The sequence below is a fragment of the Chitinophaga vietnamensis genome (assembly GCF_902167635.1).
Taxonomy (GTDB): Bacteria; Bacteroidota; Bacteroidia; order Chitinophagales; family Chitinophagaceae; genus Chitinophaga; species Chitinophaga vietnamensis.
The window spans coordinates 682064-695063 of record NZ_CABHMS010000002.1 but is presented as its reverse complement, the minus strand read 5'-3'; the positions used below and the strand labels follow the sequence as shown (position 1 = coordinate 695063).

General features: G+C 53.9%; 9 protein-coding genes. 2 read left to right on the top strand and 7 right to left on the bottom strand.

Features of this window, described 5'->3' with window-relative positions:
• Positions 1-36: 36 nt before the first annotated feature.
• From FPG75_RS07070 to FPG75_RS07045, 6 genes are all read right to left on the bottom strand, one after another.
• Positions 37-1077, bottom strand: coding sequence for a FecR family protein (locus tag FPG75_RS07070; protein WP_161596704.1), 1041 nt, complete (start codon positions 1075-1077; stop codon positions 37-39).
• A gap of 200 nt (positions 1078-1277) precedes the next feature.
• Positions 1278-1904 carry an RNA polymerase sigma factor gene (locus FPG75_RS07065; RefSeq protein WP_143306062.1) on the bottom strand — a complete coding sequence of 209 codons (627 nt, stop codon included), beginning with the start codon at positions 1902-1904 and terminating at the stop codon, positions 1278-1280.
• A gap of 24 nt (positions 1905-1928) precedes the next feature.
• Complete coding sequence (locus FPG75_RS07060) at positions 1929-3176, bottom strand: NAD(P)/FAD-dependent oxidoreductase (RefSeq protein ID WP_143306061.1); 1248 nt, start codon at positions 3174-3176, stop codon at positions 1929-1931.
• A gap of 27 nt (positions 3177-3203) precedes the next feature.
• A complete protein-coding gene (locus FPG75_RS07055; protein ID WP_143306060.1) occupies positions 3204-4205 on the bottom strand; it encodes a 4-hydroxyproline epimerase in 1002 nt (333 codons plus the stop codon).
• Between the two features lie 47 nt (positions 4206-4252).
• Complete coding sequence (locus FPG75_RS07050; protein WP_143306059.1) at positions 4253-5839, bottom strand: aldehyde dehydrogenase (NADP(+)); 1587 nt, start codon at positions 5837-5839, stop codon at positions 4253-4255.
• Positions 5836-6759 carry a dihydrodipicolinate synthase family protein gene (locus FPG75_RS07045; protein ID WP_143306058.1) on the bottom strand — a complete coding sequence of 308 codons (924 nt, stop codon included), beginning with the start codon at positions 6757-6759 and terminating at the stop codon, positions 5836-5838. The genes FPG75_RS07050 and FPG75_RS07045 overlap by 4 nt, the downstream gene beginning before the upstream one ends.
• Positions 6760-6947: 188 nt before the next feature.
• Here FPG75_RS07045 and FPG75_RS07040 point away from each other — a divergent pair, with 188 nt between their 5' ends.
• On the top strand, positions 6948-8570 hold the full coding sequence (locus FPG75_RS07040; protein WP_143306057.1) for a M28 family metallopeptidase: 1623 nt from the start codon (positions 6948-6950) through the stop codon (positions 8568-8570).
• A 111-nt stretch (positions 8571-8681) separates the two neighbouring features.
• A complete protein-coding gene (locus tag FPG75_RS07035) occupies positions 8682-9464 on the top strand; it encodes a M90 family metallopeptidase (protein WP_143306056.1) in 783 nt (260 codons plus the stop codon).
• Between the two features lie 147 nt (positions 9465-9611).
• Here the strand turns inward: FPG75_RS07035 and FPG75_RS07030 are convergent, their stop codons facing one another.
• Complete coding sequence (locus FPG75_RS07030) at positions 9612-12995, bottom strand: family 16 glycoside hydrolase (protein WP_201747901.1); 3384 nt, start codon at positions 12993-12995, stop codon at positions 9612-9614.
• Positions 12996-13000: the final 5 nt, after the last annotated feature.

The window sequence follows — 13000 nt, the reverse complement described above, 5'->3', positions numbered from 1 at the left end:
AACGTATTTTGGTTGTAATGGTATAGTAAGCTCCGGCTAGTGTGACGCGCTGGCAGGAGATATCAGTAACGTATCATTTTTAATGGTGGATGTTAGTCCGTTCACAAAGCAGATGGCTGCCAGTACCTCGTTGAGCGGCTTATTCCGGAAGGCGCCATTGAAGCGTATCGGTTTATATTTTCCGGGCATCAGTTGCACTTTGATCCCGTACCAGTATTGCAGTTGTTCGGTAATTTCCCGGATGGATGCATTGTTGAAGGCGAGCAAACCTTTGCGCCAGGCGGCTTCGCGGGCCATATCAAAACCATGTTTATCAAACAGGGAGGCATCTGCTTTGAGCAGCACCTGCTCGCCGGGTTGCAGTTCGGTGGCGGATGATCTAACGGCTACGCGTACACGTCCTTCCAGCAGGGATACGGCCATGGCGGTATCGAAGCCATAGGCGCGCACTTTGAAGGCGGTACCGAGGGCGCGTACTTCCGCGCCCTGACTACTTACAGTGAAGGGTTGTTCAGGAGCGGGGGCCACTTCAAAGAGGGCTTCTCCTTGCAGTTCGAGGTGGCGGCTGCCTTTGTTATAGTTTTCCGGTACGCGGAGGGTGCTGTGGCGGTTGAGGATCACCCGGCTGCCATCGGCCAGCACCAGGGGGCGGCGGGCGCTGTCGCCCGCTACATATACCGTATAGGCGTTAGCGTTATTGTCCGCTATTACCGGCTTATGCTGCCCGGCTTTCATCCACCAGGCTATTGCCGCCAGCGGCAACAACACAGCCGCCGCTATACGCCAGTAGCGGCGCGCCGCCGGCGATGGCCGCTCCTGCGCCGGCGCGGTTGTGTCATTAGCAGCCGCAATAGCCAGCTGCAACTTGCCAAATTCCGCTTCTTTCTCTTCAGGCGTAAGCTTCAAACCCAGCCGGAACAGCCATTCACGGGCCTTCTCCGCCTCCTCACGCTTATGCGGGTAGCGCTGTAGCCAGCTTTCCCAGAACTGCACATCAGAATCGTTACTGCGCAGGCAATAACGCACAAAAGAATCGTTGAGGATAAAGTCTTCCGCCTTATACTGCTGTAGGTCCATACCGGGCATTTTCTATAAAGAGGGAGAAGCCGGAGGATTTTTACCAAGGATTATGGAGATTTTTTTACTCATGATTAAATGATTAGAAGGATTAGCAGGATTTTTTTTACAGGATTTTAAAGGATTCGCGAAGATCATTTCGGGTTGATCTCCCCGAATCCTTTAAAATCCTGTAAAAAAAATCCTGCTAATCCTTCTAATCATTTAATCATGAGTAAAAATAATCCGATGAGTGTAGCATCGGTATACACTTCGCGGATGCGCACCAGGGCGTTGTGGATGGTGTTGTAGATGGTGCGCGGCGTGGCGTCGGTGCGGGCGGCGATTTCTTCGATGCTCAGGTTGTCGTAAAAACGTAGTTTGATAAATTCCCGCTGGCGGGCAGTGAGCAGGCCTAGCATGCGTTCGAGCTTTTCTTTTACCTGATGGTCGGTTTCCTGGCGGATCAGCACTTCTTCGTATGGGCTTTCCTCTGGTTCGCGGAAGAGCAAACTGTCTTCGCGCAGGGCTTCTTTATGCGCTTTGCTGAGTATCTTGTACAGCCTGCGTTTGAAGCAGATGAAGAGATAACCTTTGATATTGCCCGGCATATCCAGCTGGTGGCGCTTCTGCCATATCTCTACAAAAATATCGTTGATGGCTTCCTTTACCATCGACTTGTCCAGCACAACAGCCACACCGTAATGATAGAGATTATCATAGATCTCATGATAGATCTTGTATAAGCCCTGTTCATTGTTCTGCTGCATTTCATGCCAGAAACCGGCAAACGCCTGTTCACATTCCTTGTCACTGTTTGTAGCCGGGTAGCTGTTGGCTTTTAGCATTCGCTGTGATTTTGCGTTGATCAATTAAGCGCCGTTGCGTTGCGGACTGAAAGGCGAAATATCCATACTTGTTTCCTCTCCGTTGGCCAGTTGCGTCAACAGCTTGCCGGTGGCGGGTCCCAGGCTGAGGCCCATCATGGAGTGGCCGCCGGCGAGCAGCAAATTACGGTATCGTTTTGAAAATCCAATGAATGGTAATCCATCTGGTGAGCAGGGACGGAACCCGAACCATACGTCTTCTTTTTTCGGCATGTGAACAGGCAGGTTACCGAAATAACGCTGCACCGATTCCACGATACCCGCTACCCTGTTCATGTTCACCTGGTCGTTCACTGCGGCTACTTCCATCGTACCGCCGAAACGCAGTTTATCGCGCATCGGCGTAAGCGCCACCCTGGCTTCGCAAAGGATTGCGGGGATATTGAGATTGACAGATGGCGCATCCAAAGTAACAGAGTAACCTTTGCCCGGCATCAGCAACAGGCGTTCGCCTGCAAGCCGCGCCAGCGCCGGGGCCCAGGAGCCGCCGGCCATCACGAACATATCTGCATCATAGCGTTGGTCGCCGCTGATAACAGCAGTGACCTTCCCCTGCGTGGTTTCCACTTGCGTAACCTCTGTGTGTGGCAGGAAATGAACACCTTTATTTTTGAGGGATGATAACAGTTGTTGCATGAGTTGATTGGGATAGAGATGGGCATCACAGCGATAGTGCACGCCACCTAACACATCAAGCTGCAATTGCGGTTCCAGCGCTTGTATGGCGGCTTTATCCAGCACAGCGGCATCGAGGCCCATGGCGCGCGCCTGTTCCGCCAGGTGCGCTTCTTCTTCCTGCACAGCCGCCGTTTTATAGTACATGATGATACCCTTGTGTTGCAAACCGAAATCAAAGCCGGGCTGCTGTGCCAGCTCATCATAGAGCTGACGGCTCAGGAGGTTGATATCCCGCAAGGGGATTGCTGATGCCGCCACATGATTCGCTTTGGCGTGTTTTATAAATTGCAGGCCCCAGGACACCAGGTCTTTGTTCAGGGCCGGTTTTACATAGAAAGGGCTTTTGCTGCTGAACATCCAGCGGATGCCCTGTGATACGATGCCCGGCGCCGCCAGCGGCACAAAGTGACTGGGCACGATCATGCCCAGATTGCCGTAAGAACAGTTATCCCTGAAATCACGTTTATCCATGACCGTTACCTCCCACCCGCTGTCGCGCAGGTAGTGGGCAGTGCATAATCCTATGATACCTCCTCCGATGATGATTGCTTTCATGTTATTTTTTTGTGAGATGTGCAGGGCTCAGATCACCTGGAAGCCATGCACATAAGGATCGTCATCGTCCAGGAAGATGGTATTATAGCCGGTTACTTTTGCCCATCCTTCAATACCGGGGATGATGGCGGGTTTGCCGGCAATAGTGGTCTCTTCTTCGATGGTGCCGTTGAATACTGATCCGATGATACTTTCATGTATAAAGGTGTCGCCTTTGCGGAGCTTTCCTTTGGCATGCCATTGCGCCATGCGCGCGGAAGTGCCGGTACCGCAAGGCGAGCGGTCGATGGCTTTGTCGCCATAAAATACGGCATTGCGTGCAGTGGCATGCGGACTAATCGTGGCGCCGGTCCACAGCATATGACTCAATCCCTTGATGTGCTCATTTTCGGGATGTACGAATGTATATTTTTCGTTTAGCCGTTGACGGCATATGCGGCTAAAGGAGATCAGCTGATCGGCGGTGAAGTGCTCCAGTCCTGCGAAATTGGGCTGTGGATCTACGATGGCGTAGAAGTTGCCCCCATAGGCCACATCCACATGCAGGATACCGAGGCCTGGGCATTCCACTTCCAGGTTTTCGGCAGCGAGGAATGATTTTACGTTGGTGAGCTTCACCGATTTCACTTTCTGCCCTTCCTGTACATAGCTCACGAGCACCAGTCCTGCCGGCGTTTCCAGCCGCAGCTGGCCGGGCACTTTCGGTATCACCAGCCCCTGTTCGATAGCGATAGTAACCGTACCAATAGTACCATGGCCGCACATAGGCAGGCAGCCGCTGGTTTCGATGTACAGCACGCCGGTATCGTTTGCAGGATCGCAGGGCGGATAGAGAATGCTGCCGCTCATCATATCATGACCTCTCGGCTCAAACATCAGCCCCTTGCGGATCCAGTCGTACTCCCGTAAAAAGTGCAAACGTTTCTCCATCATGGTATTGCCCACCAGCACAGGGCCCCCGCCGGCAACAAGCCGTACGGGGTTGCCGCAAGTGTGGGCATCTATACAAAAGAATGTTTTGGTTGACATCTCCCCAGAAAATAATTAAATAACCCAATAATAAAATCATCAAATAACTAAATGCTCTCCCGGCTAAGCTGACCGTTAACCCTCCGCCATATGCCCAGCGGGTTGCTATCCTGCAAAGCCGCTGGCAGCAAGGTTTCGGGCCAGTTCTGATAACAACGCGGCCGTACAAAACGGAGGATGGCCGCTGCGCCCACCGAGGTGCTGCGTACATCCGTAGTGGCCGGGAAGGGGCCGCCATGGTGCATCGCATACGATACCTCCACGCCGGTAGGCACATTATTGTAAATGATCCTGCCTACTTTTTCGGCGAGCAACCCAAGGGCTGGTGCGAACGCTTGCAGATCGGCAGCTTCTGCCATGATCGTGCCGGTGAGCTGTCCGTGCAGGGACTGCAATACGGCGTTCAGTTCTGTAGCATCGCGGCATACTACCAGCAAGGTGGCAGGCCCGAATACTTCCTGTTGCATTTCGGGATCAGCCAGGAAATGGCGCCCACTCACGCGGTACAGGGCGGCAGAGCCTTTCGTTTGCGCCACGAGCTTCTCGCCGCTGAGCAATGTTTCCACACCCGTTTTGCGGGAGAGCTGCGACCTGTTCTCATAATAGTGATAACAGACGCCCGGATTGAGCATGGTACCTGCCGCAGTGTTTGAGAGCTGCGTTTGCAGATGTTGCGCAAACGTTTCCGTGTCGGTATTGTCCAATGCGATGAGGAGACCAGGATTGGTACAGAACTGCCCGGTACCCAGTGTAACAGACGCCGCTAACTGGCCTGCCAGCTGTTCGGCCGCAGTGGCCAGTTTGGCGGGAAGCAGCAATACAGGATTGATGCTGCCCATCTCGGCATACACCGGTACGGGCGCTGCGCGTTGGTTCACCGCATCGAAGATAGCCATGCCGGCTTTATAAGAGCCGGTGAATCCGATCGCTTTGATACCCGGATGTTTCACCAGCTGCTGACCGGTAACAGGCCCTTTGCCATTGATGCTGGAAAATACGCCGTCGGGCATGCCGCATTTCTCAGCGGCATTGCGGATCGCTTTTGCGATCAGCTCATTGGTGCCGGGATGCGACTCGTGCGCTTTCACGATCACAGGGTTGCCGGCTGCCAGCGCGGAGGCGGTATCGCCGCCGGCAGTGGAAAAGGCCAGCGGGAAATTGCTTGCGGGGAATACCAGCACAGGCCCTAAGGGTACCAGCATTTTTCGTATATCCGGTCGCGGTAGTGGTTCTCTTTGTGGTAGCGCGGTATCTATCACGGCATCTACCCACGACCCTTCGCGCAGCACGCTGGCGAAGAGTTGCAGCTGGCCGGTAGTGCGCCCTCGCTCGCCGGTGATGCGCGCCAGCGGCAATCCTGATTCCGCTACAGCCCTTTGCAGCAGCGGCTCTCCGATGGCCATGATCTCTGATGCGATCGTTTCCAGGAATACAGCCCGCTGCTCCGGCGTAGTGGCGCTGTAAGCCGGAAATGCCTGCGCGGCCTTTTCCACCGCCAGGTTCACTTCTTCGGAAGTGGCAATGGAAAAGGCCTCGGGCAGTTGTGTGTTACTAACGGGATCGTATGCACGTAATTGTTCACTGCCTGTTGCGGCATATTGGTAACCGATAATATTTTGTCCGGTAATACTCATGAAGGCAGGTTTAGATATTCGGGTAACACTGGTCTTGCCGCCAGTGCACGATCGATGATAGCCTGTACGCTGGCCAGCTCGCTGCCTTGCAGCGGCAGGCGCGGCGCACGTACATGCGTGCTGCCGATGCCGGTGGCAGTAGCAGCCAGTTTGATGTATTGTACCAGCTTGGGATGGATATCGAGTTCGAGCAGTGGCATGAACCAGCGGTAGATGGTCAGCGCTTCTGCGATGCGGCCTGCTTTCGCGAGACGGTAGATGGCTACGGTCTCACGCGGGAAGGCGTCTACCAGTCCTGCTACCCAGCCATGGGCGCCGATCGCCAGGCTCTCTAACGCTAACGTATCTACGCCGCAGAGTATCTTGAAACGGTCGCCGAAGCGATTGGTCATGCGGATCACATTGGTGGTATCGCGGGTGGATTCTTTCACGGCCTGGATATTGGGCGCAGCGGCAAGCTGTTCAAACATCTCCAGGGTTACCATGATCTTGTAATCTACCGGGTTGTTGTAGATGAGGATGGGCAGATCTACGGCTTTGGCTACCGCAAGGAAGTAGGCTACTGTTTCTGCATCATCCGCTTTGTAGCGCATGGGCGGCAGCAGCATCAGTCCGGCGGCGCCGGCCTTCTTGCCTTCCTGCGCTACTTCGATAGCGGCGCTGGTAGTTTGCTCGGCGATGTTCATGATCACCGGGATGCGGCCATCCAGGCGGCTCACCGCGTGACGCACCAGTGCATACTTTTCGTCGTTCTGTAAACTGCTGGCCTCTCCCAGCGATCCGCCAAGGATAATACCATTCACGCCGGCAGCTTCCTGTGCCTGCAAGTTTTTGTCGAACAGATCATAATCGATACGATCATCATTGGTAAAAGGTGTCAGCAATGCAGGAAATACGCCTTGCCAGTTTATTTGTGCCATTGTCCGGTCATTTTTTATACTACAAAAATAACCGGCCGGCCCCGCAGCTTCGCTGCCGGAATTGATCAATAATGCGCAGATATTAACCCAAACCGGTATCTCTCTATCTTCATTCTAAAAAAATCTGCACAAAACCCGATTTGGAAATATTCCTTAACTCTGTTAATTTTTGCGCAAAACGTTTTGCTTTGAGAACATATCTATTATTATCACTGGCGGGCGCGCTATCCCTGCAAGGCTTGCAGGCACAGGATTCCAGCGCTGTCAAGGCGATCAATGCCGATGACTATACCCGTCATATCAGCCGGCTCGCCTCCGATGCCTTTGAGGGCCGGAAACCTTTCACACGCGGCGAAGACAGCGCCATTCAATACCTGGCGGCACAGTTCAAACAACTGGGGCTGCAACCCGGCAATGGCAACAGCTATTTCCAGGATGTGCCCATGGTGAACATCGCCAGCAAACCTGCCGGCAAGCTCGTTTTCAAAGGCGCCAAAGGCGAACTGGCGCTGCAATACCTCGATGATTTCGTGGCCGCCACCCGCCACATACAAGAACAGGTGAGCGTCAATAACTCCGATATGGTATTTGTGGGCTATGGCATCGTAGCGCCGGAATATGGCTGGAATGACTATGCCGGCCTGAATGTAAAGGGCAAGACAGTAGTGGTGCTGATCAATGATCCCGGCTTTGCCGACAGCTCCCTTTTCAAAGGTCATGTGATGACCTACTACGGCCGCTGGACCTACAAATTCGAAGAGGCTTCCCGCCAGGGCGCTGCCGGTGTGATCATCATCCACGAAACAGCCCCGGCAAGCTATCCCTGGAAAGTGGTACGCAGCAGCTGGTCCGGCTCTAAACTGCACCTGCAAACGGCCGACAATGGCCAGTCCAGGACTGCGATGGAAGGATGGATCACCCTCGATGCCGCCAAAAAAATGTTTGCGCTCGCCGGCTTGTCGCCCGATGTGATGGACAAGGCCAGGAGAAAAGGTTTCAAGCCGGTGCCATTGCATTTGCAAGCCTCCGTGGTGCTGAATAATACGATCAAAAGATCCACTTCGCATAATGTGCTCGCCATACTGCCCGGCGCCAAAAGGCCGCAGGAATGCGTGGTATATTCGGCTCATTGGGATCACTTCGGTATTGGAGAAGCCATCAACGGCGACTCTATCTACAATGGCGCGGTGGACAATGCCAGTGGCTGCGCTGGCCTCCTGGAGCTGGCCACAGCCTTCACTAAACTGAAACAGCGGCCGGCACGCTCTGTCCTCTTCCTGTCGGTAACCGGCGAAGAGCAAGGCCTGCTCGGCTCTGAATATTACGCCGCCCATCCCGTTTTCCCGATGAACAAAACCGTAGCGGATATCAACCTCGATGTATTGAATTCTTTCGGGAGAACGCGTGATATCACCGTCATCGGCTATGGCCAGTCGGAACTGGACGACTACGCCAAACGCGCAGCTGCCAAACAAGGCCGTATCACCGTAAGGGAAGCTAATCCCGAAGGCGGATGGTTCTTCCGTTCCGACCATTTCAACTTTGCCAAGAAAGGCGTTCCCGGCCTGTACATCGGCCCTGGCACCGATGCCATCGGCCACGAAGCAGGATGGGGCAAAGAACAGATCGCTGCGTATAACCGTCTCCGTTACCACTCACCGAAAGATGAGTTCGACCCCAATACCTGGGTGCTCGACGGTACCGTGGAAGACCTCCGCTTCCTGTTCGACGTAGGCTATACCCTCAGCAATGAAAGCAGCTTCCCTGCCTGGAAGCCCGGATCGGAATTTAAAGCGCTACGCGCGAAATAGTTTCACGCAAAGGCGCAAAGCAGCAAAGGCGCAAAGGGCGCTTCGCGCAAAAAATGCCTTTGCTGCTTTGCTGCTTATGCCGCTTTGCGTGAACAAAAAATAATCGATGTAATGGTTTTATTTGGATTGATGATGATCGGGTTGATACTGTTCCTGTACTTCAGGAACCTGTACACCCGCAGAAAGTTGAAGAAGAGCGCAGTACCGGACGATTACCAACCGCTGCTACAGGAACATGTACGTTATTATCAGCAACTAACGGAAACGGATAAACGCCGCTTTGAAGAAAAGGTGCAACGTTTCCTCCGGCGCACCCATATCGAAGGCGTAGGCACCGCCGTAGAGCCGCTGGACCGCGTGCTGGTGGCGGCCAGCGCCATCATCCCCATTTTCGGGTTCAAAGACTGGGAATATTTCAATCTCACCAACGTGATCCTCTATCCGGATACGTTTGATGAAACTTACCAGTACGAAGGCAATCGCCGTAACATCCTCGGCATGGTAGGCAGCGGCCCGCTCAATGGCCAGATGATCCTCTCCCGCCATGCACTGCGGGAAGGCTTCGCCAACACGGGCGACAAAAGCAATACCGCCATACACGAATTTGTACACCTGCTCGACAAATCCGACGGCATCGTGGACGGCATGCCCCGCAACCTGCTGGAACACAGCTACAGCATCCCCTGGATGAAGCTCGTGCACCAAACCATCCAGCAGATGTCTGAAGGGCATACGGATATCAATCCTTACGGCGCTACCAACGAAGCCGAATTCTTTGCCGTGATATCGGAATACTTTTTTGAAAGGCCAGACCTGTTGCAGGAGAAGCACCCTGAATTATATGCGATGCTCACGAAAATATTCCAACAAGATCCTGCTAATAAAACGCATTAAAACGAAGAAGCCCTTGAAGCGCTTTGAGCGCTTCAAGGGCTCTACTCCTTAATTTGCTGCCCATTAAATTTTATAGAAACGTACCAAAGCGAAGAAGCCCTTGAAGCGCTCAAAGCGCTTCAAGGGCTCTACTTCTTATTCCGCTACTTATAAAGTCTTTACGCGCATATGGCGGAAACGCACCAGTGATCCATGTCCCAGGAAACCGATATGACCGGTTTCATTCTTCAGGCCCGGATGTTCTTTGTGGTCCATCGCGCCATTCTTTCTCGCCTCCGCAATATCGCCATCCAGTATCACTGTGCCATTCAGGATCACTTTGATATGGGTACCGTCCACGATCGCCTCTTCCGTATTCCACTCTCCTACCGGTTTCAGGTAACCGCGTTTAGCGGGTATCACACCGTATACAGAGCCGTGGTATTGGTATGCGTTCAGGTTCTTGTAGATATCTGCTTCGTTATCCAGTATCTGCAACTCCATCCCTACATAAGCGGCATCGCCTTCCAGTGGCGCACGTACGCCCAGGCCATTGTTGGCGCCGGGAGTAAGCATGAAATCGAAACGGAAAGAGAAATTTTTGAACTCCTCTTTCGTATATAGGTTACCGTGACCACCATTTGTTGGAATGATCACCAGGTCGCCATTATCGATTACATAGTCTTTGGTGTTGCCGGTCCAGTTATGCATATTGGTGCCGTCGAAGAGCACGCGGTAGCCCGCTTTCTTCTCTTCCTCACTGATATCATAAGGCTTCACGCTGGTCAGTTCCTTCACCATCAGATCGCGATAGGCTACATAGGAGCCATGCGCCTGCAATTCGATCTGTTCTTCAGGGAAGATCGGCAGGTTGCGGTTCCAGTAGTTTTCGAGGATCGTGTTATCTGTTACCAGTTTACCATTGAGATAAACGGTAACGTGATCGCCTTTCATGATGATATGGAAATGGTTCCATTCACCGATCGCGTTATCCGCCAGCACCAGGGGCTTGCTTTCATGTTGCTGGTTATTATAGAGGCCACCGGAGCCTACCTGTGCGCCTACATCCACGCGGGAAGTGTCCCAAATCTGCACCTGTGGCGAGCCGCGGAGGTAGATGCCTGCATCGCCTTTGTTCTGTATCTTCCAATCTACCAGCATCTCGAAATCACCATATTTCTTCTCCGTGCAGAGGTTATCGCCTTCGCCGTTGAAGATGAGCAGGCCATCTTTTACGGACCAGCCTTTGCGCATGATCTCATCGGCTTTGGCTTGTGCTTTGGCCATGGCTTTGGCATCCATCTTGGCGCGCTCGATGGGATTGGCCACCAGGCCTTTCCAGCCGCTGAGGTCCTTGCCATTGAAGAGCGACACGAAACCTTCACCGGCAGGCATTTCCGCGAGGTATTTGCGGATAGACTGGCGTTGGTAATCGGCATCGCCGCCTTTGAGCGCCTGTGCTGCTTTCTCCAGCAGCGCACGCACCTGCGCCCCATTGTAAGATTTATCTGCCAGCGCAATGTTCATCACTGCCATGGCAGCATCCTGTTGCAGGGCGGTATTATCGAGGTAGTTACCTGCGAAAAGCAGGGCGGGAAATGTTTTGCATTTCTCTACCGCTTTCAGTATCTGTTGCTGTACATTGGCCGTGGTGGCCAGTTCCATGGCATCGCGAAGCATCAGCAGCCGCTGATCGGCGGGATAACCGGAATGCGTGGCAAGACCTGTATAGCCCAGCAGCGCCGATTCGAGGTAGCTGCTGTTATTTTTGTTGCGGGCGATTTGTAAGAGCGCCGGTGCAGCGCTGGCATCTTTCCAGTCTGACAGCGCCCTGATCGCCGCCGTTTTCGTTTGTACGTCACCGTTATCGAAGGCATTTACAACCGGCGCAAGCGCGGATTTATCGCCCAGGCCGGCCAGCACCGCGAAGAAGCGGTATTGCTTATCCGCCGGCGTAGCCTGCATCTGCGCGAGCACATCGGGAGTAGCTACATGGGTATTGATGATAGCGGATTGCAGATGACGAATATCCGTAGCATCGTTGGCGCTGTTAAGCAAAGTAAAGAGCTGCGGAAGATTAGCCCTGGTGGCCATTTCCGGTAATGCGGCCATAGCGGCGTCATGTACCGCGGCATCCTTACTGCCGGTCAGCGGCAACACATCCTGTATGCGGGTATCTGCTTTTCGTGCAGCCAGCACCGTTATCAGAGCAGCCTGCGCAGCAGGCGGCATGGCCGCCAGCGAAGCGCCCGCCTGCTCGGTCACTTCTCCGCCGGGCATGATGAGCAAAGCATTTTTCACTGCGGCTATGGTGTGCTGATCGCCCGTTTTCATGGCTTTCAGCAATTCCGGCAAAGCGGCAACGCCGCCGGTTTTGCCGGCAGCGGCGATGGCAGCTGTTCTCACTGCTTCATCTTTATCTTTCATATACACATACATCGCAGGCAGGGCCGATAATACTTTATTATCGCCCAACATGGCCAGCATAGCGGCTTTGCCGCCGTTGTCCGCCTTGCGCAGCACTTCCTGCGCCTGGTTAAGCTGTGTTACATCCAGGTTGTTGATGTACTTGCCCAACAGTTTCAACGCAGCATCGCGGTACTGTGCCTGCGGGTTGGCAGCGGCCTGCATCAGCAGCGGCGCGCTTTTATCTCCGCGGATATCAGAGAGCAGCGCGAGCGCGGCGGTGCGGGTATGCAGCTGGTTTTCCTGCTTGCATTGTTGTAACAATGCAGCAGCCAGTTTATCGGCCAGCGCTTTGTTGCCGTTATTATTTAATTCGGAGATATAAGTGAGATAGACAGCTGACGCGTTAGTAACGTCATATTTGAAACCCGCTTTGGCAGCGGCGTTCGACAGGATCGTGGCCGATGCCGGCTGGCCGATGTGCGCCAGCGCATACAAGGCTACCTTGGCCACTTTGGGATCGGCATTGACTGCCAGCGCTGCGATGGCGGCAGCAGCTTCCGTGGTTTTGCTATCCCCTAACGCTTCCACTAATGTGAGCCGCCTGTTACCACTAGCGGCGGAAAGCGCCTGCAGTAAAGCCTGCCGGGCAGCCGGCGTATTGATCTTCACGAGCGCACGCGCTGCGGGATCGCAGAGTTGTTCATCGGAAAGATAAGGTTGCAGCGTGCTCACAGCGTTGTTATCGCCAACAGTTTGCAGGAGGGTAATGAGGAAAGTTTTGTTTACCACATCCGTCGCTTTGGGCAGTGCCTTGCAAAGCGCGGCCACAGCGGTTTGGCGCAGTTTTTCTTTTCCGGGTTGCGTAACATAGAAGGCATAACCCGCGAGCGCATATTGCAGCTGGGTGTTATCGCCTTTGCCGGGAGCCGCCAGCATGCCAGCGATGGCCACCAGGCCATCTTCGCCGAGACCGGCAATCGTTTCCATGTTGGTATTGAGCTGCGACTGGTTGTTCGCAGGCATCAGTGCCAGCACATCCGCGACCTTCGTATGAAATGCGCGCTGGTCCGCAGGCCCCTGTGCATACAGGAAGGCGGGCGTGGCCAGCAGCGCCGCGATGATCAGGTATAATATCTTTTTCATAATTG

What these genes read in the sequence shown, in the direction of transcription:
- FPG75_RS07035 (WP_143306056.1), top strand. Translation starts at nt 8,682, where the DNA reads ATGGTTTTATTTGGATTGATGATGATCGGGTTGATACTGTTCCTGTAC.
- FPG75_RS07065 (WP_143306062.1), bottom strand. Translation starts at nt 1,904, where the DNA reads ATGCTAAAAGCCAACAGCTACCCGGCTACAAACAGTGACAAGGAATGT.
- FPG75_RS07055 (WP_143306060.1), bottom strand. Translation starts at nt 4,205, where the DNA reads ATGTCAACCAAAACATTCTTTTGTATAGATGCCCACACTTGCGGCAAC.
- FPG75_RS07030 (WP_201747901.1), bottom strand. Translation starts at nt 12,995, where the DNA reads ATGAAAAAGATATTATACCTGATCATCGCGGCGCTGCTGGCCACGCCC.
- FPG75_RS07050 (WP_143306059.1), bottom strand. Translation starts at nt 5,839, where the DNA reads ATGAGTATTACCGGACAAAATATTATCGGTTACCAATATGCCGCAACA.
- FPG75_RS07070 (WP_161596704.1), bottom strand. Translation starts at nt 1,077, where the DNA reads ATGGACCTACAGCAGTATAAGGCGGAAGACTTTATCCTCAACGATTCT.
- FPG75_RS07045 (WP_143306058.1), bottom strand. Translation starts at nt 6,759, where the DNA reads ATGGCACAAATAAACTGGCAAGGCGTATTTCCTGCATTGCTGACACCT.
- FPG75_RS07060 (WP_143306061.1), bottom strand. Translation starts at nt 3,176, where the DNA reads ATGAAAGCAATCATCATCGGAGGAGGTATCATAGGATTATGCACTGCC.